Below are 23363 nucleotides of genomic sequence, written 5' to 3'. Positions count from 1 at the left end.
ACTGCCTACAGTTCGACCGGACTGCTGGTATCTAGCATTATGTCCGGCAGCGTTCGGAGTTTCGGCGGCCAAGCCAAAAGGGACTCTAATGGTTCAGCCGCACTTCCTGCAGGTCCAGCAACTGGACCTGCTCCCGCGCCAGCTCGTCCGAAATGCGGTGGGTGCGGGCCAGGTCGAAGATGGCCTGGCGCGAAGCGGAGATGGCGGCAAGCCTCATCCGGCGTTCCGCTTCGCGGCGCCGGCGGTATTCCTGAAGGTCGGCCTGTCCGTCCGGCTCATCGTGGTGGTCGCGCAGGTCGGCCAGCACCCGGTTGGCCGCATCGGTGTAAACCGCCGCGTCCGGCGCGGAGCTTGATTCGAGCAGCTCGTTCAGCGTCTGGCCGACGCTTTTTACGGCCGCGTCGTGCGCCATTCTCTTGACCAGGTCCTCTTGCCTGTGGCGCCGGGTTTCCACAGGCTGCTCGAGTCCGCGCAGCAGCGCGGGCAGGGCGATGCTGGCAACCAGCAGCGAGGTGATGATGACCATGGCGGCCAGGAAGATGGCCAGGTCGCGCGCCGGAAAGGCGCTGCCGTCCGGCAGCGCCAGGGGCAGCGTCATGACGCCCGCCATGGTGATGGCCCCGCGCGCGCCTGCCAGCGCCAGCACCAGGATCATGCGCCGGCTGACGGGCGTGGCGTCGCGGCGTTTACGGGACTCGTATACGTGGCTGATTCTGAGAGACGCATAGACCCAGGCATAGCGGATCACTATCAGGGCCAGGCAGATCACGGACACATAGATGGCCAGCCACCACACTTCGTGGTGCCCGGCTTCCTGCACGACCGTCACCGCGCCGTCCAGAATGGCGGGAAACTGCTCGCCCAGCAGCACGAACATGATGCCGTTCAATGTGAACTGCAGCATGTCCCAGATGACCTTGCGGTTCACGCGCGTCACGGCCAGAGCGCCGCCCGACAGTTCGGCGTAGCTCATGGCCACCCCGGCCGCGACCGCGGAAAGAATGCCCGAGGCCTCGACGTGCTCGGCGACCACATAGGCGGCGAAGGGAGTCAGCAGGCTGACCAGCACCTCCGAGCCGGGCTCTTCGCCGAAGCGGCGCGTGAACCAGTTCTTGGCGTAGTTGACCAGCAGCACCACGCCCACGCCGATGGCCAGGCCCGCCAGAGCCGTCCAGAGGAACGAGGCCGCGGCCATGCTCAGCGAAAAGGTTCCCGTCAGGGCGGCCGCCACGGCGAACCGGAAGGCGACCAGGCCGCTGACGTCGTTGAACAGCGACTCGCCTTCCAGGATCGAAGCGATGCGCCGGGGAAGAGGGCTGCGCCGCGTGATGGCCGAAATGGCGACCGGGTCGGTGGGCGACACGATGGCGGCCAAGGCGAACGCCACCGGCAGCGGCATGGCCGGAATCATCCAATGCAGCAGATAGCCCAGTCCCGCCACGGTCAGCAGCACCAGGCCGAAAGCCAGCTGCACGATGCCCAGCTTCTCCCGGAACAGCGATTCTTTGGGAATGCGCCAGCCGTCCAGGAACAGCAGGGGCGGCAGGAAAAGCAGGAAGAAGATGTCCGGCTCCAGCTGGACTCCCTGTTCGAAGACTGCGGAGATCAGGAATCCCAGGGCGATCTGGATCAGGGGCAGCGGCAGGGGAAGCAGGCGCGCCAGCACGCCGCTGAGCAATACAGCGGCCAGCATGGCGAGGGCGATGCCTACCGCATGCATGGCGCCCTCTTGGTATGGGTGCGTGAGTCGTCCGGTGTCATTCTATGTTGCGTGCCGTGCGCCGATGGGCGCACAGGACCGCATTATTGTGACACAGACGGAATGGACGGCGTGCTCGATCCATGGATCGAAGCAGGCCCGAAGGGGGCGGTTTTACTTGGCGCTGGCCGTGCGCAGCTGCTGGTATTTGGCGAGGCGGCTCTTGTAGGCGTCGCTGAACGTGTCGTAGGACAGGGCGATGTAGGCATTCTCGCTGAAGCCGGCGTCGCGCCAGGCCTGCAAGTCTTGCTGGACCTCCTGGCGGGTCAGTTGCTCTTGGTCGACGTTCTGAGCCAGGGCGCTGACCGAAGCGGCCGAAGCCAGCAGACCGAATCCGAGGGTGAGGGCGGAAAGCGTGGTTTTCATGATTTTCCTTGCTTGCAGTGAAGTTGAAAAAAGAGGCTTGCCGCAGCGGCGAGATATGTGCTGTTACGCTCTCGGCTGCTGCAAGTTTCCTGTAAGTGAATTCTAAGTTGAGTACCAAGGCGTATAAACAGGGGTAAAAGCAATTTAAAATTCCTAAAAGTGGAATCATAAAAAAGGAAATACTAATGGCTGATCCGATCAGCGAATTCAAGTTGTTCGTCGAGATTGCGGCGGCTGGCTCGATTACGGCGGCGGCAATCAGACTGGACAGTTCGCCGCCCGCCGTCAGCCGGCGGCTTGCGGCGCTGGAAGCGCGGCTGGGCGCGCGTCTGATAGAGCGCAGCGCCCGGCGCTTCGAATTGACCGAGGCAGGCCATGCGCTGCTGGAGCGGGCGCAGCGCATCCTGGTCGAGGTCGAAGAGGCCGAAGCCGAGGTGGTGAGCCACGCGCACAGCCTGATCGGGCGCCTGCATGTGGGGGCCATGCAACGCATGGTCCGCACCCGCCTAGCGCCGGAAATCGCACGCTTTGCGCAACTGCATCCCCAACTGCAGATCGAATTCCGCGTGTCCGATCGGCCCCTGGACCTCGAGGACGACGACTTGGACATTCTCTTCCAGATCGAATTGCCCTCGGCCGCCAATGCGGTGGCGCGCAAGCTCACCGAAAGCCGTCTCGTCCTGTGTGCCTCTCCCTCCTACATCGCACGGCGCGGCGAACTGGACAGGCCCGACGATCTGCTGCGCCACGACTGCCTGTGCTTTGTCCGCGGCCGCCACCTGATGAACCGCTGGTCCGTTCGCGAGGGCGGCGTCGCCCGCGACGTGGTGGTCGAGCCGCGGCTGGTCAGCAATAACGGCGACGTGCTGTATCAGTGGATACAAGGAGGCTGCGGCATCGGCATGCAGTTTCTCTGGGACGTCGAGGAAGACCTGGCGGCGGGCCGGCTCGTGGAGTGCCTCGCGCCATTTTTCGACATGCCTTTCAGCCTGTATGCGGTCTATGCGTACAAGGGCTACCGATCACCGAAGATCGAACAATTTTTTAAGTTCATGGACGAACGCATGCAAGGCGACGGCGCATGACGGAGGAACGGATGGCACGCGGAGAAGGGCATGGGATAGACCCAGGAAACCCGGCGTCCCCGTCAATATGACATTTACAAAAAGAAATATATGAGCGGGTAAACCCTAGAGCTTCGAGCGTGTACCAAGTAATGGGCGTCTTTCTACACTGTAAAGGCATTGACCCTGCAGTCCAGCCCTGTGCCCTTCTAGGGCGATATTGTTTTCCCAGGCAATTGAAAGACATGACAGTTCAAGAGAAGACCGGCTTTTGTACGCTGTGCCGTTCACGCTGCGGTTCTATCTATACCGTGGAAAACGACCGGCTGGTCAGCGCGCGGCCCGCCGCCGGCCACCCCACCGGCAAGGCCATGTGCACCAAAGGAAAGGCCGCGCCCGAGCTGGTGCACAATCCTCACCGGCTGCTGTATCCCATGCGTCGCACCCGGCCCAAGGGCGATCCCGACCCAGGCTGGCAGCGCATTTCATGGGATGAAGCGCTGGACGAGGTGGCGCAACGCCTGGGCGAGGTGCGCCGGCTTCATGGCGCCGAAGCGGTGGCGTTCGGCGTCACGACGCCCAGCGGAACCCCCTTGTGCGACAGCATCGAATGGATCGAGCGTTTCATCCGGATTTTCGGCAGCCCGAACACCTGTTATGCGACCGAGATCTGCAACTGGCACAAGGATGTCGCCCACGCCTTCACCTTCGGCTGCGGCATGCCGACGGCGGACTACGCCAATAGCGACCTGATCATGCTGTGGGGCCATAACCCGGCCAATGTATGGCTGTCGCAGGCGGCGGCGATCAGCCAGGGGCGGTCGCACGGCGCCAAGATGATCGTCATCGATCCTCGCTGTACGGCGCTGGCGGGGCAGGCGGAGCATTGGCTGCGCGTGCGTCCGGGCACGGACGCCGCCCTGGCGCTGGGCCTGGCCCATCTGCTGTTGCGGCACGGCCGCTTCGACGAAGGCTTCGTGCGGGCATGGACCAACGCGCCGCTGCTGGTGCGCGAGGACAACGGCTTGTTCCTGCGCAAAGCGGACGTGCATGCGGATGCTGAAGAGGACGTCTTCATGGTGTGGGATGAGCGGCTTGGCGCGGCCAAGCCCTATGAGCGTCATCTGGACTACTCGGGCGAACCGGCATCCGGGCTGGCCCTGCGCGGCGAATACGTGGTGGGCGGCATTGCCTGCCGGCCCGCATTCCAGCACTTCACCGACGCTTGCGACGCATATACCCCCGAGCGCGTGGCGGCGATCACCTGGGTGCCCGAGGCCGAGATTCGCGCGGCGGCCGAGGCCATCATGGCGGCGCGCAAGATTGCCTACCACGCATGGACGGGCGTCGGCCAGCACAGCAACGCCAGCCAGACCGAGCGTGCGATCGCCACGCTGTATGCCTTGACGGGCTGTTTTGACACTAAAGGCGGCAACGTGGTGTACAACCGCCAGCCGGCCAACCGCGTCAATTCGATCGACCTGCTGCCCGAAGACCAACGCCGCAAGGCGCTTGGCCTAAGCAGCCGTCCGCTCGGCCCGCCGGCCACGGGCTGGATCACGGCACGCGATTTGTACGACGCGATCATCGACGCCAGACCTTATCAAGTGCGCGCCTTCATGGGCTTCGGCAGCAACCCCGTCGTGGCCCATGCGGATCCCGAACGGGCGCGCGAAGCCTTCGCCAAACTGGATTTCCATGTGCATTGCGATCTGTTCGAGACGCCCACCACGCATTACGCGGACATCGTGCTGCCGGTGAACACGCCATGGGAGCGCGAGGGCCTGCGCATCGGCTTCGAGGTCAGCGCCGAGGCCGAGGAGCACATTCAATTGCGCCAGCGCATGATTTCGCCGCGCGGAGAGTCGCGGTCCGACAACGACATCGTGTTCCAGCTCGCCATCCGCCTGGGCATGGACGAGGCGTTCTTCGGCGGCGACCTCGAGGCGGGGTGGAACCACATGCTGGATCCATTGGGCCTGGACGTGGCAACGCTGCGCAAGCAGCCGGAGGGTGTGCGCCGCCCGCTCCGGCAGGCGGAGCGCAAGTACGCCGCCGCGTGCGAAAAGGGCGTCAACGGCTTTGCCACGCCGACCGGCAGGGTGGAGCTGTATTCCGAAAAGCTGCATCGCCACGGCTATCCGCCGGTGCCCCGGTTCGTGGAACCGGCCGAGCATCCGGCGGACGAAGAGGCCGCCGCCTATCCTTATGTGCTCAGTTCGACGAAGAGCGGCTACTACTGCCACAGCCAGCACCGGATCATTGCGTCGTTGCGCAAGCGCGCTCCGTTTCCGGTGGTCGAGGTCCATTCGCAGCTTGCGGCGCGCCATGGCGTGCGGGACGGCGACTGGATGCTGGTGACCACGCGGTCGGGACGGGCGCGCTTCAAGGCCCGGTTCAACGACTCGCTGCATCCGGGCGTGGTGATGGCCGAATATGGATGGTGGCAGGCATGCGACGACCTTGGCCAGCCCGGCTATCCGGTGTCCGGTCCGGAAAGCAGCAACTTCAATGCGCTGGCCGGTTCGGAACATGCCGATCCCTTGAGCGGTTCAGTGCCGCATCGCTCGCTGATGTGCAATCTCGCCCTGGATCCGTCGCTGGACACGCACAGGCGCCGATGGACCGGCTTCAGGCCGTTTCGCGTAGCCGGCTTGCGGCCCGAGTCGAACGGCGTCACTTGCCTCGAGTTCGAACCGGTGGACAATGGCCTGCTGCCCGATTATCAGCCGGGCCAGCATGTTGCCATCAGGATCGCCAGCGTGCCTGCGCATGGCGAAGTGACCCGCACGTATTCGCTGGTGGGTGCGGCCCGCCAGGCCGAGCGGCGCTCGTATCGCATCGCCGTGAAACACGTGCCGGGGGGCGCGTTTTCGGGCTATGCGGCCGAGAACCTGCGCCGCGGCGATGTGGTGCGCCTGCAAGCTCCCGGCGGGAGCTTCGTCATGCCGCTCGTGTCGTCTCTTCCGGTGGTGCTGATTGCCGGCGGGGTGGGCATTACTCCGTTCCTGAGCTACCTGGAATCGCTGGCGCTTGGCGATGCGTCTCCCGAAGTGGTGCTGCATTACGCCAACCAGAACAGCCGCAGCCATGCCTACAAGGCCCGGCTCGACGAGTTGGACGAGCGCCTGGACAACCTCACCCTGATCAATTACTACGAGTCGCCCTTGGCCGGCGACCGGGTGGGGGACGACTATCAGCGCGTGGGCCGGATTTCATCCTGCGCCATATCGGACCACTACATCGAGCGCCGCGCCCGCTTCTATATGTGCGGGCCGCAGCCCATGATGCAGGCGATGACCGATGCGCTGGTAAAGCGCGGTGTTCCGGCTTTCGACATCTTCAAGGAAGAGTTTCGATCTCCCGCGGCGCCCATTCCGGCCAGCCGGCAGAAGTTCCATGTGCATTTCGCGCGTTCACAGTGCAAGGCGACGTGGAGTCCGGCCGATGGCACTTTGCTGGCGTTCGCCGAGGCGCTGGGCATCGCCATGCCCAGCGGATGCCGGGTGGGGCAATGCGAAAGCTGCGTGCTGGACGTGCTTTCCGGACGGGTGCGGCATCTCGTGCCCATGGCCGAAGCGGCCGAGGACAAATGCTTTACGTGCCAGGCTATTCCGGGGTCCGATCTGGTGCTGGACATATAGCGGCCTGCGTCGGACGACGCAATGGGAACAAGGCTATCGCGATTCATGGCCGGATGGGCAGTCCGACCTGTTCGCGCAGGCGTATGTCGCCGCCCCGGCGGGAGGATTCGATGGCGGCCGCGCAGACTTCCAGATTGGCCAGGCCCCAGCGGCCGTCATGGATGGCGGGCGCGCGGCCGGTGATGGCATCGTGGAATTCCGCCATGACCAGGTCGCGCGGGCTGCGGTCGGTGGGCAGGGCGATGTCTTCGACGCCCTGCGGCGTGAACACGTGCAGGCCCTGGGGCGACTGGCGTATGTCGCCGCCTTCGCAACTGACCAGCGTCAGGCCGAAGAAGGGCTGCAGCGGCGCGTCGGCGGGGATGGCGCCGCGGGCGCGCGCCTGCTTGGCGGCCAGCTCGGCCTGTGGATCGGAACCGCCGGCCGATGTCTTGGGCCGGCTGCCGGGCGGTTGAAGATGCCCCCATTCGGACACGTTGAAGGTCAGGTCCATGCTGGAGAAGCGGCCGTAGCCGTTGTAGACGGCGGTGGCCGCCGCGCCGTCGGCGAAATCCAGATAGGCGACATGGGCGCCTATGACGGGACGCGAGGGGTCCATGTCGAAGGTGCGCGCGCGCACGCTTTGCGCTTTGCCCCCGCACAGCAGCCTGATGATGTCGAACTGGTGCGACCCCTGGCGGTAGGCGACCCCGCCGCCCTGCCGTTCGTCCAGTTCGTCGGGGCGGCGCGGGCGATAGACCCAGTCGGTGTAGCACCAGGTGTTGACCATGCGCACGTGGCCCAGTTTGCCGGTGTCGATGATGCGCCGCATGGCGTGTATGGGCATGTCGTAGCTGTGCGAGTGGCCCACCAGCAGGATCACGCCCGCCCGCTGGGCGGCCTGCACCATGGTGCGCGCTTCGTCCAGCCCCGTCGCCATGGGTTTCTCGACCAGGACGTGAACGCCGGCCGAACAGGCTTGCAGCACGTGCTGCGGATGCAGCGCGGTGGGCGTGGCGATGTAGACCGCTTGCAGCCCGGGATGGGCCAGCATGGCCTGCACGCTGTCGTAACCCTTGGCACCCAGGCCGGCCAGCGCCTCGCCGCGCACCTGCGCCGAAGGTTCGGCCGCGGCGGCCAGGCGAAAGCCGGGATGGCGGGCGATGGCGGGCAGGAATGCCCGGCCCGCCGCGCCCAGGCCGGCGATGCCGATGGCGACCGGGTCGGTGCGCGGGGCGCTCATGAGGCGCTCTCGTCCGGCGTCGGTTTGGCGCGGATGGATGCCTGGCCTGCGGACACGGGGCGTGTCTCGGGAGCTTGGCCGGGTTCCCTGACGGCGGCTTGCGCCATTTCATCCACGTTCAGGTTCTCGATGATGGCGACGAGAGAGCGGCGTGTGACCGCCAGGTCTTCGTCGGGAATGCCGGTGATGGCGATGCGGTTGGTTTCTTCGGCCAGGGGCACGATCAGGTTGCGCAGCGCCGCGCCCTGCGGGGTAAGAAAGATGCGGATCTGCTTGTTGTTGCCGGGCAGTTTCCGGCGCGTGATGTAGCCCTGTTTTTCCATCGCCTGCAAGGCGCCGAAAGCGGTGGATTCCATGATGCCCGCCTGTTCGCTGAGCTGGCGCTGCGTCATGCCGTCGAGCTGCCACAGGATGCGCAGCAGCGTCCAGTGTCCGTATAGCACGCCGTGCTGGCGCAGGCGCGACTGAAGCGCACGCGACGAACCGCGAAAAGCCACCTTGATCAGGTGGAGGATGCGTTCATGGGGGCCTGTTTCGCGCAGGAGCGCAGGCGAGGCTTCGTCTTCCGGTGCGTAGCGGGTAGGAGTCACGGGTGTCCTAAAAACTTTGGTACCAAAGTCATTCTAGGCCAATACGCTGAAATTTGGAATGTATTCGAAGTGATGCCCTTCAAAAAGCTGGATAGCTATCATAGGCTTCCATTCCGGTTTGAAAAGTTCTACCTCCCGCCAATCAGGGATTTCCCGGCATTCAATACCGAATTGATATAGATGAGTTGTATTTTTAGGTACCGAAGTTTATTATCGAGTCGAAGGCTTGAAAATGGAACGCCATTCAGGCTGCTTCGGCCGCCTCGCACGGGCGGCGGCTGCCCACTTACGACAGAGGAAACCACGATGTTGACTGCTGAACTGAACGCCAAGCTCACCCAGGTGTCGCGGGGCACTCCCATGGGTGAGTTGCTGCGGCGCTACTGGCAGCCGATTGCGGCTGCCGTCGAACTCGAAAAAGCCTGGACGAAACGGGTAAGGCTGCTGGGCGAAGACCTGGTGCTGTTCCGCGACCGGCAGGGCAAGCTGGGCCTGATCGCCGAACAATGCCCGCATCGGCGCGCCTCGTTCGCGCATGGCATTCCCACCCGGGACGGCATCCGATGTCCGTATCATGGCTGGGAATTCAATAGCGCCGGACAGTGCCTGAACCAGCCTTACGAACCCGACAACCAGGCCTTTCGCGACTCGGTGGCGACCACGGCCTATCCGGTGCAGGAACTGGGCGGGCTGCTGTTCGCCTACCTGGGGCCCCAGCCGGCGCCGCTGCTGCCGCACTTCGACGGCTTCGTGGCCGAAGGCACGATCCGCATGATGGGACGCACGCTACTGCCGGTGAACTGGCTGCAGGTCATGGAGAACTCTCTCGACCCCATCCATACCGAATGGCTGCATGGCCATCATTACGAATTCCAGAAAGAACAGGAAGGCATCAAGGTGGCCATCAGCGCCAGGCACCAAAAGATCGACTTCAAGGAGTTCGAGTTCGGCATCACCAAGCACCGCCTGCTCGAGGGCCATTCCGAAGAATCGGACGATTGGCGCGTGGGCCATCCCATCGTGTTTCCCAACATGCTGGCGGTGGGTAACGGGGGCGACCGCAATCGCTATTATTCATTCCAGATACGCGTGCCGGTGGACGACGAGCACACCATGCATCTTTGGTACAACGCTTATCAGCCGCCGGCGGGGGCCCAGGTGCCCGGTCACCTGCTGGACACCGTGCACGTATACGACGTGCCCTATAAAGACGAGAACGGCGAATTCATCGTCGACAACGTCGACGGCCAGGACATGATGGCGTGGGTCACCCAAGGGGCGGTGGCCGACCGCACGCAGGAACACCTGGGCTCGTCCGATGTGGGCATCGCCTTGTATCGCCACGTGCTGCGGCGCGAACTCAAGAAGCTCGAAGAGGGCAAAGACCCCATCGGCCTGGTGCGCGATGCGGCGCGCAATACCTGCATCGAACTGCCCAACGAGCGCGACAAGCACCACAACAGCGACGGCTTCTCCAGCTTCATGCTGCGCACCCACGCCAAGTATTCGCCCATTGCTTCCGACTTGGTGAGCATCTTCGAGCCCGGCAGGACCCAAGAGCGAACCGAACCCGCAGAAAGCCTCTACTGAAAGGAACCGCCATGACGCTGGACGAAGCAAAGCGCAAACTGATCGACGCGGGCAAGATACTCGAAGATGCGGGGCAGGGCGATCTCACTCGCGGCCACGTGTCGATACGCGTGCCGAGCGACCCCGCGCTTTTCCTGATGAAGCCGCACAGCCACGGCTTCGATGAAATCACGCCCGAAAACATCGTGGTCTGTAATCTGGAGGGCGAGAAGGTCGATGGGCAAGGCAAGCGCCACAGCGAGGTCTTCATCCACTCCGAGATCTACCGGCTGCGGCCCGACGTGAACAGCGTCATCCATTCCCATCCCGCCCACGCCGTGGCCCTGTCGGCCACCGGCCGGCCGCTGCGGCCCATCAGCCAGCCGGCGGTCGCCTTTGCCGACGGGCTGCCGTACTACACCGACACCATCAATCTCATCCGCAGCCAGGAAATGGGCCGGGGCGTGGCGCGAGCCCTGGGCGCCTGCAAGGCGGTGCTGATGCGCAATCACGGCGTGGCGCTGGCCGGCAAGACGGTCGAAGAGGCCACCATACTGGCCATCATGCTGGACAACGCCTGCCAGATCCAGCTGCTGGCCGAAGCGGCCGGGGGCATAGGCCAGGAGTTCTCGGCTCAAGAGGTCGAGAAGCTGCACTTCGACATCACGCGTCCCGCCCAATACGAAGTCAATTTCGACTATCTGCGGCGACGCTCGCTGAGAAAGGCGGCCTAGCCGCGCAAGTCCAACCATAACGATACCGATCGGCATGCCGGCTGCAGCGGCGTGCCCACCCAGGAGACACACATGCTGAAGCGCAAAACCCTGAAAGTGCTGGCGGCGGCCGTCGCCGCCGCGGCCTGTCATACCTTGGCGCCCATGGCGCAGGCGGCGGAAGACCTGGCCACGTACCAGGGGTCCGATCGCCACGAGCGCCTGGTGGAGGCCGCCAAGAAAGAAGGCGAGCTCACCGTCTACCATGCCTATCCCAAGCTGACGGTGGCCATCGACGCCTTCAGCAAGAAGTACGGCATCAAGGTAAAGAACTGGCGTGCCGGTTCCGAGGCCCTGCTGCAGCGCATTGTGTCCGAGGCGCGCGGCGGCCGGCACGATGTGGACATCGTGCAGAACAATGCCCCCGAGAACGAGGCCCTGCATCGCGAGGGCCTGTCGCGGCCGGTATGGTCGCCCCATTTCTCCGACCTGCGCGCCAAGGCCGTGCCCGGGCATCAGGCCTGGGTGGGCCTGACCATGGACGTCTGGACCGCCGCCTACAACACCGAAAAGGTCAAGGCCGACGACGTGCCGAAGCGCTACGAAGACCTGCTCGACCCGAAATGGAAGAACAAGCTGGGCGTGGAGGCCTTCAACTTCGCCTGGTTCGGCACTTTGCTGCAGACCATGGGCGAAGAAAAGGGCCGCAAACTGTTTTCCGACATCGTCTCCGCCAACGGCATGTCGTTTCGCAAGGGGCATTCGCTGCTGACCTCGCTGGTGGCCTCGGGCGAGGTGCCGCTCGCCCTGACGGTTTACAGCTGGAATCCCGAGCAGCTCAAGACCAAGGGCGCGCCCATCGAGGGGCTGGCCCTGGATCCCGTCATTGGCCAGTTCAGCACGCTGGCCGTGCTGAACCAGGCGCCTCATCCGAACGCCGCGCTGCTGTTCTACGATTTCATGCTGGACGAGGGCCAGAAGATACTCGCCGACATGGACTATGTCGTGGTCACCGAGAAGATCAAGACGCCCTTCACGGGCGTGGTCGTCACCATGGTCGACCCGGGCCAGGCGCTGGACCGGCAGGACGAATGGATGAAGTCTTTCGAGCAAGTGCTGGGCAAGACGCCCTGAGAGGCAGACAAGGGACCAGTACTGGCGGAATGCCGCCCAAAGGCGGCGTGGCCGGCGGGCCGGCATGAAGTTTGCTATGTGGCCGCCGTGGGCGCCGCCGGGCTTTTTTGCGTACTCTTCGGTCGAGCGCAAGCCTTGCGCCCGTACGGAGAGCACATCATGGAAGACAAATTTCGCTACTTGTCCGAACGCATTGCGCAATGGGCCGGAACGCCCTGGTCCTTTTCCATCGCGATCGGCCTTGTCCTGCTATGGGCGGTGTCCGGCCCCGTGTTCGGGTATTCGGATACCTGGCAGCTTGTCATCAACACCGGAACCACCATCATCACCTTCCTGATGGTTTTCCTCATCCAAAATACCCAGAATCGCGACGCCATCGCCGTCCAGCTCAAGCTGGACGAGCTGCTGCGGGTGGTCAAGGGCGCGCGCACAGGCATGATCAACGTCGACCAACTGAGCAACGCCGAGCTCCAGGAGCTTCGGCGCCATCTAGAGGAAATAGGCCGCGACGAGGGGTGTGACCTGGCGTCCATCGAAGCCAAGGTCACCTCGCACAGCCGGCGCCGACATGAAAAGTCCGGCGCTTCATCGGAAGAGACGCAATCCGAACGGTCCGTCGAATTCGAGATAGAGAAAAAAGCCAAAGACGGCGAAGACGGCAAGCCGACGTGATGGGCATGCCGGATTTCGGGCCGGCTGTCTTCGCGCGGCCCGCCACGGCGGGCGGCATGTCTCGATGAAGGCCCGGGCGCTGCCGCACGCCCCGGCGTTGGCGCCGAATTCACAGCGCTGCAATGGCCCGTAGCGTAAAATGGCGGGGATTCATTGCAGGTTCTCCCATGACATTTGTAGTAACCGAGGCATGCATCCAATGCAAATACACGGACTGCGTCAGTGTATGTCCCATGGACTGCTTCTTCGAAGGCCCCAATTTCCTTGCCATCCATCCCGACGAGTGCATCGACTGCTCCATCTGCGTGGCCGAATGCCCGGTTGGAGCTATCGTCAGCGACCAGGAAATCCCCGATGATCAGCGGCATTTCATAGAAATCAATCGTGTTCTGTCGCAGGATCCCCGCTATCGGCGTATTTCGCAGGTTCAGAGCCCCTTGCCCGACCATGAAAAATGGGCCGGAATCAAAGACAAGCTGGCTCTTCTGGATTACCGCGCGTCCGTCGGATAGGTTGTCGGCCGCCAGCTTTACGGCATTCCATCCTGGCCATTGGGCATCAGGCCGGCCCATCAGGCCCCAGTGTTGACGTCAAATACTCCAGCCCGCTGGCAGCAAAACGGTGGACCGTTCACTCGCGCGTGGGCGCCGCGCCTGAAAAGGGTGTGTAAGCGCGGGTCTCTACTTGGATTCTTCCGTGTTTTCATCGATGCAGAGTGTTGTCTGCAATTTCTGCAAAATCTCATACAGCTTGACGCGGTCCTCGGTGTCGAGCGACAGCAATATCCGCGCATGGAGCATGCGAGCAAGCGGCATGGCGGTATTGACCAGCTTCTCGCCTTTCGGGGTGATGCTGCAGGTGAGTGATCGGTCTCCCGTATTCATTGAGGCCGTACTGAGCAGTTTCTGTTCGAGTAGCTCTTTGACGGTGCGGCTGACCAAGGCTCGATCCGTAGCAGAGGCCTTGGCGAGTTCTTTCATCGGCATGGATTGATGATGGGCGATGGCGGACAGCAGTCGCCATTGCGGCAGTGTCAAGCCGATTCCTTTGGTGTAGGGAACAGGCACGCGTTTCAGGTGTGTGGCGATCCGCACGATATGCACGGAGAGAAAGTCCTCGATGGTCAGATTGGACCCATCAGGCTCTATATGTTCCCACGGACAAGGTGCAGAAGTACTTGGCATTGCATCGACTGTTCGAGAGTAGGAGGGGGCAATTGTATCAACCGCGCTGTGTCGCTTGAGGCCGGAAGGGCCGGCGCATGGATGCACGCCGAGTCTGCAGACATCCAGGTCGATTCCTCGCATTTACCGGTGGGCCGGGGACCAATTTGAAGTGCCGCGCCCAGTCAATTTACTGTAGCGGGTGTGCTTCGCGTATACGCGTTTTTACTAATTTACTTGTCAAAACAGTAGAGTATAGAATTTAAAAAATCGTATAAAAGCAATTGGTTATGAATAAAACATATTTATGATAAATCAATTATACGAAGCTGCATGGGAGCACTCAATGCCCACATAAGCATTGAACGAGGCCGGTGTGGAGCAGGTTTTCGTCACTCGGGCCAATATAAAAAGGTGGTTGCCTTAATACGGACATCAATAAAAAACAAAGGAGTGAGATATGAATACATTTATAAAGCGTGCAAGTTCGAATATGCGTTCACTTGCAAAGCAGTCCTCCATCCTCATGGTTGCTATAGCGACCAGTGCCATAGCGATGGCCAGCGCTAGTACCAGTGCCCTGGCCCAAAGCCAAGCCGGAGGGAAGAAATCGCCCGCTAAAGCAGATGTCACGTTTGCGCTCGACTACGTGCCCGACGGGCTCCACGCTCCCATCTACGCCGCCCAAAATATGGGTTATATCGATAAGGCCAATTTGGCCATCGAGCCAGGCGGCGGCTCTTCGCTGACAATCAAACTCGTATCCGAGGGCAGGGCTCAAGTGGGTATCGCTGATGCCGGGTCGGTCAGTGTCGCTGTGGCAAAAGGGGCAAAGGTCAAAGCGATTGCTCTGTTGCTCAAACACACGCCTGCTGTCACCATGGTTTCCGAAAACTCTTCGATCAAACAAATAAGTGACTTGAAAGGAAAGTCGATCGGCGACTTTCCGGAAGCGTCTACAAGTGTATTGCTGCCCGCCTTGCTGAGAGCCAACGGCCTCTCGGAAAACGACGTCAAATTCGTCGGGATGAATTTCTCGGCGCGTGTCCCATCGCTGCAGGCTGGCCGTGTCGATGCCATAGACGGATACGTGCAAGAGTTCGTAACGCTGCCAAATACGTTCCGCAGGATCATATGGGCCGAAAATAACTTTAATGTTTATGGGCCGGTTCTAATCGTCAACAATGATTTTGCTCAGCAGCATGGCGACATAGTGCGCTCGATCCTTCAAGGCTTTAAGAAAGGCCTTGAAGTTACGGCGGCGCAACCTCGCCAAGTCGCGGAGGTTCTAGCCAAGGCGAGCCGAGGCGACCTCGACTATTTTGAAAAAGAAATAGACGTCCTGCATGCCTTCTTTGCTGATCCTGCGTCGGTGAACATGACCTCCGAGGGATGGACTGCTGTACAAGACGTCATGATGCAATTTGGCGGCCAGGCCAAGAAACTGCCAGAAGCCGAGTTATTCACGAACGAATTCATCGAGGCCCAATGAACTACCGGAGCATCGCGGCTAAAAACGTCAAGCCGTTGATTGGCCTGGCACTCATCCTCGCCGTGTGGCAGGTCTGGGCCGGGGTGTTGCATCCGGGCTCGATTGTGCTGCCGGCGCCCAGTGCAATAGCCAGCTACTGCTTTTCGCACACGGAAGTCATCTTCTACGAGGGTTGGCAAACGCTCAAGGTCGTATTGGCTGGATTTGGCATTGCTTTGGCGCTAGCGATGGTGGTGGCGATTGTGTTTGCCTTGATTCCCGCGCTTCGCGACATGTTCCTGCCGCTGTTCGTTGTCACACAGGTAACTCCCACGATTGCCGTTGCGCCGCTCCTTGTCATTGCGCTGGGCTTTGGTTCGCCGCCCAAGATCGCTGTGGTCGTCTTGATTGCGACCTTTCCCATTCTGGTCAGTACCTTGGCAGGCATAGACGAAGTTCCCAAAGACTTGCTCGATATCACTCGAGCCTCGGGCGCAAGTCGGTGGCGTGCCATGCGCTATGTCGCATTACCCAACTCCGCGCCCTATTTCTTTTCGGGGGCGCGGGTTGCCATTACGCTCTCCGTCATTGGAGCGGTGGTCGGTGAGTTCGTCGCCACGGATTCCGGTCTGGGATATCTGATTCTACAAGGCAGTTCCAGAACGCAGCCCGACGTCATGTGGGCGGGCGTCTTGAGCTTGGCGATACTAGGCCTGGCGCTCTTTAACGCAGTAAGGCTCATTGAGTGGGCCGTCATGCCCTGGAAGCGGGCATAAGCTCTGATCAATCGACAATAAATTTACAAAATAGGAGAAAGACAAGTATGAAAACCCAACAGGCTGCAGGCTTGCCCGACAACGCAGAAGAACTCCAGTCCCTTCACATTCCCGCACGGGGATACGTGTCCTTTACGATGCGGCGTTCCAATATTCTCCGCATCATCGACACCGAGGGCCAGCAAGTGGCCGATTTGGTGGCCTTCAATCTCCACGACTACAAAGAACGCGTCAACGGCGAATCCACGATGCTTCTAGGCGGCACCTATAACCCCCGAGAGGGTGACATCGTATACAGCGACGACTGCAATCCGATGTTCACCATCATCGACGATAAGGTAGGTCGCAATTATCCGGGAGCGCTGATGTGTTCCGAAGAAATGAACCTGGTACGCTACGGTATACCGGGCACTCACAACTGCCGCGACAATCTCACCGCGGCGCTTCGCGAATGGGGCATTGGAAAAAAAGACATCCCGGGCGCATTCACTCCATTCATGAATGTCATCCATCACCCTGACGGCCGTGCGGAAATAGCCGCGCCTCCTTCCAAGGCTGGCGATTACATCGACCTGCGCGCCGAGATGGATCTCCTCGTCGCTATCAGCGCTTGTCCGCAAGAGCGCAACGCGGTGAACGGCTGGAACCCTACGTCTCTAGATTGCGTTGTGTATCATTTAAACGAAAAAAAATGAGTGCGTATCCTACGGACGCAGCAGCGCCAGAAGCGATTATCCGCCTGGACGGCGTCAACAAGGTATTTCGGCGTGGGCGCGAAGAGATGCCGGCGCTCACTCCCACCAGCCTGGAAGTGCGGCGAGGCGAGTTTTTGTCGTTGCTGGGCCCTAGCGGTTGTGGAAAAAGTACTTTGCTACGCATGATCATCGGCCTGGAAACGCCGACTTCGGGCACCATTACGGTGAATGGCAGCTCGCCCAAGTTGGCGCAAGGTTCAATCGGCGTCATGCTGCAAACCCCCGCACTCATGCCTTGGGAAACCGTACGGGGTAACGTTCTACTCCCTGCATTCCTCCAGGGAAGGGCCATCAAACCGCTCGAAAGCCGCGTGGACGAGTTGCTGGAGATGGTCGGTTTGAGCGCTTTTGCTTCGGCCTATCCCGGCACATTGTCCGGCGGTATGCGACAGCGGGTAGCGTTGGCTCGAGCTCTGCTGTTTGATCCCGACATTCTGATGTTGGACGAACCTTTCGGCGCGCTCGATCACATCACGCGTGAGCAATTAAATGCGGAATTGGCTCGGCTTTGCGCCCACGGCAATAAGACGACATTGCTGGTAACCCACGATATTAACGAAGCCATTTATCTGTCCGATAGGATCGTGGTGATGAGTTCTCGGCCCGGACGCGTCGCAGCCGTTCTCGAGGTCGATCTGCCAAAGTCGCGGGATGGCCTTACCCAGGCCCACCGTCATTCCGACGAGTTGGCGCTGCATATTCGCGAGCTTTTGGGTCTGGGCTCCATCACTGCCTGACACCGGCTGTTCAAGGCGTTCCGCATTTGCCTGATCATCGAGTTATTGCCACAAAAGGGATATCGTCTGTGTCGAGGGCTACGCCCGGTCCGTCTTAACGTCCCCCCGTGATACAGTGCAGCCTGCCCGTTGCAGTCATCGCCGGGCGAGTCCGTTTGGGGGTGTTTTATGTCTCGAGCAGAGAGCTCGGCGTCTTGGTCCGAACTGCTAAGCGGCCGTAACGCTTTGCGTTCCATTGCGCTGGCCGGTGGCGTTGCGTTACACGCCGTCAATTTATACATTGTGGCGACTATTTTGCCGTCCGTGGTGGGTGACATTGGCGGATTGTCTTATTACGCCTGGAACATTACCTTGTTCGTAGCGGCATCCATTTTCAGCTCGTCTTTGTCGCCCAAGGCCATGCAGGCTTTAGGGCCAAGACGCGCATTTCTGACAGCGATCGGTTTTTTCGCTTTAGGCACGACGCTCTGCATGCTAGCGCTCGCCATGGGCTGGATGCTGATCGGACGCACCTTGCAAGGTATCGGTGGCGGACTACTACTAGGGCTGAGCTATTCGTCCATCCGCATCGTATTTGCCGAGCGATTATGGGCAAAAGCCATGGCATTGGTGTCCAGCATGTGGGGCGTCGCGGCGCTTTCGGGGCCTGCTATCGGTGGGGTGTTTGCCTATGCCGGACACTGGCGCTGGGCGTTCGGTGCCGTGTTGACAGTCGCGCTTCTTCTGGCAGGTCTAGTTCAGACGCAAATCGCCTCACGTTCGGAGTCGATACCGATTAATGGCGATGCGCGCATACCACTTAGCCAGATTTCATTGTTGGTTCTTTCAGTGTTGGCCGTCGCCATGGCCAGTTTGGCCGCGCATCTGGGCTGGAGTGTATTGGGCGTTGTGGTGGCTTTGGCGATCGGTATCGTGGTCGCCCGTCTGGACGCGAGGGGACATGCAAGGCTCATGCCTCATGGCGCCTACGAACTCAAGCGGCTGGGCAGTATCTATCTGTGTGTGGCTTTCTTGAACATCGGCATTACCGTGGAGGTTTTCATCCCCTATTTCCTGCAGGTGCTGCACGGCCACTCGCCTCTGGCCGCCGGCTATCTCGGCGCTCTGATGTCCGCGGGGTGGACGATAGGCGCCATCACGAGCACCAGCCGCACTTCGCGCACCGCAGACGTCTACGTACGCATCGGCCCGATCATATCGGCTCTTTCGCTGGCCAGCCTCGGCCTGATGCTGCCGTGGGAGCCTTTGCAGGATGCCCTCTTGCGCTGGGTGGTCGTGGTGCCCCTGGTGGGCGTGGGGCTGGGCATAGGCATGTGCTGGCCCCATCTGCTGACCCATGTCTTCAAGGTCGCGCCGGCCGGGCAGGAAAACATGGCCTCGTCGGCCATCATCACGATACAGCTGTATGCCATGGCGCTGGGCGCGGCGGTGGGCGGGGCCATCATCAATGCGGCGGGCTTCACGGACCCGGGCGGCGTGCAGGGCACGGCCCAGGCGGCTCTGGCCCTGCTGCTCATCGTGGCTCTGGCGCCGGGCCTGGCGGCGTACTTCGTGATTCAGGTCGTGCGCGGCAGAAGGAGCCTGAGGGGCTAGCGCTGCTAGGGCCGCTCTACCAGGCCAGCGCCACGGCCTGCCTGCGGGTATCGGCGGCCGCTTCGAACCAGCCTTGAGCAGTACGCCGTATCAGCTTGGCCGACCCGAAATAGAACTCGTGGTCCGAGTTCTCGACTACGCTGTATCCCTTGACGCGCAAGGCGTCGGCAATGGCGTCGGGCATGCCGGGTTCGAGCAGGATCTCGCCCGCGCGAGACAAGCTCCACCGAGGCCGCGAGACGAGTTTCCCGAGGGTTTGCGGGCTGTCGAGGGCACCTTCGATGATTTGCGCGCCGGTGGTCGTCTGGCTGATTCCGCCGGGCGAGGCGCCGGCCATGTCGGCCTGCCCGTCCCGCACAAGCAGCCAGGGATTGAGCGTATGGGAAGGGCGCATGGCCGGGCCTATGGAATTCATGCCGCCGGGTTCGGCCGAAAAATCGAACATCCGATTATTCAGCAGGACTCCCGTCGCCTCATCCACCGCGCATGAACCAAAAGGTTGAAATACGCTTTGCAGCATGGAGATCGCGTTGCCCTCTTTATCCATGGCTACGAAGCCGGCCGTGTCGCCTTTGTCCAGACGATTTGCGGCCAGCATGGATGGATGCGGCGTCGCCGTATCCGGATGGCCAAGGCCGAAGTCCGCCGGAGCCGGCGCCCGCCGCGACGGGTCGCCGATCAGCTTGCGCCCATGGGCGATGGCCGCGATGGCGTTTTCGATGCAGGATACGGCGCCGGCGGTTCCGGTCTGGCGGCCTGCGGCGTGCCACATTGCAAGCTGCCGCAGCATCAGCACGCCGACGGAATTAGGAGGCATGACGTAGGCCCTGGTCGAACCGATGTCGGAAAACCAGGGTTCCACCCAATCGGCCTGGGCGGCCGCCAGGTCGTCCAGAGTGAACAGGCCGCCATGCCGGCTGCTGAAGGACGTCAAGCTGGCGGCCACGTCGCCGAGATAGAAGCCGTCCTCGCCGCAAGCGGCGATCTTCTTCAATACCGCGGCGAGCTTCGGCTGGCGCAGGATCTCCCCTGGGGCGAGCGGCTGCCCCGAGGGCTGAAACAAGCTGTCGAAGCCGGGTTGCCGCGCATGTTCCGGATCGAGGCGGCCCAGGTTCCTGGCCAGCTCTTCCGGAGTGGCGATGCCGTCTTCGGCATGGGAAATGGCCGGCTCCAGGAGCCGGCTCCATTTCTGCCGCCCGAAACGTTCGTGAGCCCGGGCCCATAAACGTATCAGCGTGGGAACGACCGCCGCGCGGACGCCGCGCTGGGGCATGCCGCCCATGAACTGCCGATGGTCGGCGGCCAGGGGAGCGCGGCCCGTGCCATTGAGGCCGTGAACCGTGCCGCTGCGTCCGTCCAGGTAGAGCAGCATGCCGCATCCGCCCAGCGAGGTGGCGTGCGGCAGGGCCACCGCCAGAACGGCCGATGCGCAGATCATGGCGTCTATCAGCGAGCCGCCGTTTTCCAGGCAGTCTTTTGCCGCCTGGGTGGCCAAATGGTGGCCCGAGGCGATGGCGGCCGCGGCGCCGAATACGCTTTTGGGATAGGCGGTCATGTCATCGAATTACGACGGCGCTCAGGCATCGGATTGTTGTCGTGTGATGTGAATGCGGCGCAGTGCGCCGGCCACCAGAAGCGGATGCACTCCCAGGGTGTCCCTCAAGACGGGCTCGTCCAGTTTCTTGAGCGGGTCTATCTCGTCCGGCTCGAGTTGAAAGCCCCGGATGAATGAGTCGGGGTCGCCGATGAACCGCTCGCACGCTTTCGTGTCGGTGCGCAAAGTATGCAAAGCGCGTGACAGTTCGATTCTGTGCGGGGGGGTTTGAGGGTACCAGAGCGTGCGTTCGCGTTCTTGCGCTGTCGAGCGGGTTGTCCAGCCCAGCATGGCATAGGTATGGTGCCAGTTCTCTTCGAAGACTGCCTGATCGGGCTTTGCCTCGCCGAGGGCGCCCGCAAGCATCAGCCAGGAGCGGGCCTCGACGTTGCCGGAGCGATCGAGGTCGGCGGCGTCGAAAGCAAGCAGCCGCCTCAGGTTGCCCTGGCTCATTGCCTCAAAGACGGCCTTGTCGAACTCCAGGTCCGGACCGGGGTCGGCGTAGCGCGCGGTGCCCGGATAATGCGACAGGCCGCCGCTTGCGATGAGTACCGCCCGGCGGCCCAGCCTTACCAGGACCCTGTTCAACGCCTTGCCGAATTCAAAGCAGCGTTCGGGCGGCGGCTGAGGAGGAACGTAGGCGTTGACGAACAATGCCAGCATCGGAGTTTCGCGGTCCCAGCCCATGAATTCGAACGGGATGGTGAACGATGTGCCGATCTCGGCGCTAAGCGAGAAGGCCGGATCGAAGCCTTCTTCCTGCAGGGCGCGGACGACCGCGTATCCCGCCTCGCCGTCCATGGCCCATGAGCCATGATGCTGCTCTTGCCCCTGGGCCCGGTCGCCGCAATGGAACGTGAAGGCGGGCACCGAATCGAGGATGAATTGATTGCCATGCTCGTTCGAAATGACAATGATGAGATCGGGCTCGAGCGCGCGAAGCGCTTCTCCGATGGAGTGCATGGCCTGGCGGACACGGGCGATCTGCTCGGGGGACTCCGTCTTGGGGGCGCTCAGCAGTTGCGGCGCGTGGGGGACGGCCGCTCCGCCGACTATGCCGTAGCGTTGTTGGGGTCGAGCCTGCGCGGATATGTTCATGAGATTAACCATGTGCGTGTGGTGGGGGCGCGAACTGCGGCGTGCCCGCCTATTGTCCGAAAATCAGGAATGCGCCGACGGCGCAGGCCGCAAGTATCGCAACGGTCCACAGCTTGGCGTTCGGCGGCCTGGATGATCGCTCGATGGAGCCGGCGGGTTCCGAGGCCCGGGCGCCCGGGGAAGGCGCTGCGCCGGGCTCGGGGGGGTTGCCGGGCTGCGCTGCGATCTGAGCTTCGGTATTGTCGGAGGGCTGTTCGACACTCGCCTTGAAGCGGGTAAAGAACTCGTCGGCGAGTTTTCTTGCGACGCCGTCTATAAGCCGGGCGCCGACTTGCGCGATTTTTCCGCCCACCTGGGCCTCTGCCGTATAGTTCAGCAGCGTGCCGCCGCTTTCGTGATCGGACAGCGAAACCGCTGCGCTGCCCTTCCCGAAGCCCGCCGCACCTCCGGAACCGTCGAACGTCATGACGTAAGAGCTGGGCGGCACGACCTCGGAGAGCGTCAATTTGGCCTTGAACTTGGCTTTGACGGGACCGACGGCGGCCGTCATGACGACCGCATACTCATTGTCGGCGGCGGCCGTCACCGACTCGCAGCCGGGTATGCATTGGCGGAGCAGTTCGGGGTCGTTCAGCCCCGCCCAGACAGTGTTGCGATCGGCCGCGATCGTTTGCTCTCCTGACATTTGCATATTTGGGTCTCCTGTAATTTCCCGGATCAGTTTTTCTGCGGTACGTGTCGCGCGAGAAAGGCCAGCGTTCTTTCGCGCGCGATTCGCGCCGACTCGGCATCGTACGAGTCGCGCTGATCGCAATTGAAACCGTGTCCCACGGGATAGAAGTGGGATTCGGTTTCCGGGTGTTGGGCAATGAACGCACGCGACGATTCGAGCGGAATCAGCGGGTCGTTCTCCCCCCAATGAAGCAATACCGGGCATAGCGGCTCGAGCCCGCTTTGCGCGGGAATGCCTCCGCCGTAATAGCAGACGGCGGCCCGCAGGCCCGAAACATGCGCCGCGGCCTGCCATGTCGTGGTGCCGCCCCAGCAGTATCCAACGATGGCGACGGGCAGATCCGGCGAGAGAAAGTCGAATGCCGCTTCGATATCGAGGCGCGTGTCGGCCCAGTCGAGCTGCCGCGTGCAGGCCAGGCCCCGGTCGACGTCCGGTTGTGTGTAGCCCAGCTGAATGTCATTGCCGATGCGATCGAAGAAGCGCGGCGCGACCGCCAGATATCCCTGTTCCGCGTAATCGCGCACGACGCTCTGGATATGGGAGTTCACGCCGAACACCTCCTGTATGACGATCAGTCCGGCCTTGGGCGGCCCGTCGGGGGAGCAGACGTATGCTCCCAGCGAATGGCCGTCGGCGGCGCGCAGCTCGATCCAGTTTGCCGTGGTCATGGGTATGTCTCCTATTCTGCTGTTGCTGTTCTAGATGGTGCG

Annotated in this window: 21 protein-coding genes; 12 read left to right on the top strand and 9 right to left on the bottom strand. The window is 62.1% G+C overall.

Features of this window, described 5'->3' with window-relative positions; all coding sequences use genetic code 11:
• Window positions 1–85: 85 nt before the first annotated feature.
• Both CSC67_RS02365 and CSC67_RS02360 read right to left on the bottom strand, forming a co-directional pair.
• On the bottom strand, window positions 86–1720 hold the full coding sequence (locus tag CSC67_RS02365) for a Na+/H+ antiporter (protein WP_118992900.1): 1635 nt from the start codon (window positions 1718–1720) through the stop codon (window positions 86–88).
• 153 nt (window positions 1721–1873) lie between these two features.
• The gene (locus CSC67_RS02360) at window positions 1874–2125 is read right to left on the bottom strand and encodes a DUF4148 domain-containing protein (RefSeq protein ID WP_118992899.1); all 252 of its coding nucleotides are present in this window, start codon (window positions 2123–2125) and stop codon (window positions 1874–1876) included.
• Window positions 2126–2310: 185 nt separating this feature from the next.
• Between CSC67_RS02360 and CSC67_RS02355 the strand changes: the two genes are divergently transcribed.
• Together CSC67_RS02355 and CSC67_RS02350 are read left to right on the top strand one after the other, a co-directional pair.
• Entirely contained in the window at window positions 2311–3210 is a 900-nt protein-coding gene (locus CSC67_RS02355) for a LysR family transcriptional regulator (protein WP_118992898.1), read from the top strand.
• A gap of 224 nt (window positions 3211–3434) precedes the next feature.
• Window positions 3435–6833 (top strand): molybdopterin-dependent oxidoreductase, encoded by a 3399-nt coding sequence (locus CSC67_RS02350; RefSeq protein ID WP_118992897.1) that lies wholly within the window; start codon window positions 3435–3437, stop codon window positions 6831–6833.
• A 43-nt stretch (window positions 6834–6876) separates the two neighbouring features.
• Here CSC67_RS02350 and CSC67_RS02345 read toward each other — a convergent pair whose 3' ends face one another.
• On the bottom strand, window positions 6877–8055 hold the full coding sequence (locus CSC67_RS02345; RefSeq protein WP_118992896.1) for a Gfo/Idh/MocA family oxidoreductase: 1179 nt from the start codon (window positions 8053–8055) through the stop codon (window positions 6877–6879).
• Window positions 8052–8645 (bottom strand): MarR family winged helix-turn-helix transcriptional regulator, encoded by a 594-nt coding sequence (locus CSC67_RS02340; protein ID WP_245220094.1) that lies wholly within the window; start codon window positions 8643–8645, stop codon window positions 8052–8054. The genes CSC67_RS02345 and CSC67_RS02340 overlap by 4 nt, the downstream gene beginning before the upstream one ends.
• 306 nt (window positions 8646–8951) lie before the next feature.
• Between CSC67_RS02340 and CSC67_RS02335 the strand changes: the two genes are divergently transcribed.
• From CSC67_RS02335 to fdxA, 5 genes are all read left to right on the top strand, one after another.
• Window positions 8952–10235, top strand: coding sequence for an aromatic ring-hydroxylating oxygenase subunit alpha (locus tag CSC67_RS02335; protein ID WP_118992895.1), 1284 nt, complete (start codon window positions 8952–8954; stop codon window positions 10233–10235).
• 11 nt (window positions 10236–10246) lie between these two features.
• Complete coding sequence (locus CSC67_RS02330) at window positions 10247–10948, top strand: class II aldolase/adducin family protein (RefSeq protein ID WP_118992894.1); 702 nt, start codon at window positions 10247–10249, stop codon at window positions 10946–10948.
• A 72-nt stretch (window positions 10949–11020) separates the two neighbouring features.
• Window positions 11021–12061 carry an ABC transporter substrate-binding protein gene (locus CSC67_RS02325; RefSeq protein ID WP_118992893.1) on the top strand — a complete coding sequence of 347 codons (1041 nt, stop codon included), beginning with the start codon at window positions 11021–11023 and terminating at the stop codon, window positions 12059–12061.
• Between the two features lie 159 nt (window positions 12062–12220).
• Entirely contained in the window at window positions 12221–12733 is a 513-nt protein-coding gene (locus CSC67_RS02320) for a low affinity iron permease family protein (protein WP_118992892.1), read from the top strand.
• Between the two features lie 167 nt (window positions 12734–12900).
• Window positions 12901–13245 (top strand): ferredoxin FdxA, encoded by a 345-nt coding sequence (gene fdxA / locus CSC67_RS02315; RefSeq protein ID WP_118992891.1) that lies wholly within the window; start codon window positions 12901–12903, stop codon window positions 13243–13245.
• A 168-nt stretch (window positions 13246–13413) separates the two neighbouring features.
• On the opposite strand, the gene CSC67_RS02310 is transcribed toward fdxA, so the two are convergent.
• Window positions 13414–13917: a MarR family winged helix-turn-helix transcriptional regulator gene (locus CSC67_RS02310; RefSeq protein ID WP_167752720.1), complete on the bottom strand. Its 504-nt coding sequence runs from the start codon at window positions 13915–13917 to the stop codon at window positions 13414–13416.
• Between the two features lie 439 nt (window positions 13918–14356).
• Between CSC67_RS02310 and CSC67_RS02305 the strand changes: the two genes are divergently transcribed.
• The 5 genes from CSC67_RS02305 to CSC67_RS02285 all read left to right on the top strand — a co-directional run bounded on the left by CSC67_RS02305 (window position 14357) and on the right by CSC67_RS02285 (window position 19228).
• Window positions 14357–15388, top strand: a complete 1032-nt coding sequence (locus CSC67_RS02305; protein ID WP_118992889.1) for an ABC transporter substrate-binding protein — start codon at window positions 14357–14359, stop codon at window positions 15386–15388.
• Window positions 15385–16143: an ABC transporter permease gene (locus CSC67_RS02300; RefSeq protein ID WP_167752719.1), complete on the top strand. Its 759-nt coding sequence runs from the start codon at window positions 15385–15387 to the stop codon at window positions 16141–16143. The genes CSC67_RS02305 and CSC67_RS02300 overlap by 4 nt, the downstream gene beginning before the upstream one ends.
• Before the next feature lie 47 nt (window positions 16144–16190).
• Window positions 16191–16838, top strand: a complete 648-nt coding sequence (locus tag CSC67_RS02295) for a DUF1989 domain-containing protein (protein WP_118992887.1) — start codon at window positions 16191–16193, stop codon at window positions 16836–16838.
• Window positions 16835–17635, top strand: a complete 801-nt coding sequence (locus CSC67_RS02290; RefSeq protein WP_118992886.1) for an ABC transporter ATP-binding protein — start codon at window positions 16835–16837, stop codon at window positions 17633–17635. The genes CSC67_RS02295 and CSC67_RS02290 overlap by 4 nt, the downstream gene beginning before the upstream one ends.
• Window positions 17636–17803: 168 nt before the next feature.
• Window positions 17804–19228: an MFS transporter gene (locus CSC67_RS02285; protein WP_118992885.1), complete on the top strand. Its 1425-nt coding sequence runs from the start codon at window positions 17804–17806 to the stop codon at window positions 19226–19228.
• A gap of 16 nt (window positions 19229–19244) precedes the next feature.
• Here CSC67_RS02285 and CSC67_RS02280 read toward each other — a convergent pair whose 3' ends face one another.
• The 4 genes from CSC67_RS02280 to CSC67_RS02265 are packed head-to-tail and all read right to left on the bottom strand — an operon-like array spanning window position 19245 to window position 23321.
• Window positions 19245–20783 (bottom strand): gamma-glutamyltransferase family protein, encoded by a 1539-nt coding sequence (locus tag CSC67_RS02280; RefSeq protein ID WP_118992884.1) that lies wholly within the window; start codon window positions 20781–20783, stop codon window positions 19245–19247.
• A 21-nt stretch (window positions 20784–20804) separates the two neighbouring features.
• Window positions 20805–21920 (bottom strand): DODA-type extradiol aromatic ring-opening family dioxygenase, encoded by a 1116-nt coding sequence (locus tag CSC67_RS02275; RefSeq protein ID WP_167752718.1) that lies wholly within the window; start codon window positions 21918–21920, stop codon window positions 20805–20807.
• Between the two features lie 49 nt (window positions 21921–21969).
• Complete coding sequence (locus tag CSC67_RS02270) at window positions 21970–22611, bottom strand: SRPBCC family protein (protein ID WP_118992882.1); 642 nt, start codon at window positions 22609–22611, stop codon at window positions 21970–21972.
• 26 nt (window positions 22612–22637) lie between these two features.
• Window positions 22638–23321, bottom strand: a complete 684-nt coding sequence (locus CSC67_RS02265; protein ID WP_118992881.1) for a dienelactone hydrolase family protein — start codon at window positions 23319–23321, stop codon at window positions 22638–22640.
• Window positions 23322–23363: the final 42 nt, after the last annotated feature.

This window comes from Pusillimonas caeni, from assembly GCF_003545815.1.
In the GTDB taxonomy this organism is placed as follows: Bacteria; Pseudomonadota; Gammaproteobacteria; order Burkholderiales; family Burkholderiaceae_B; genus Pusillimonas; species Pusillimonas caeni.
The sequence above is the reverse complement of the archived record's forward strand: the minus strand, read 5'-3'. Positions and strand labels throughout refer to the sequence as shown.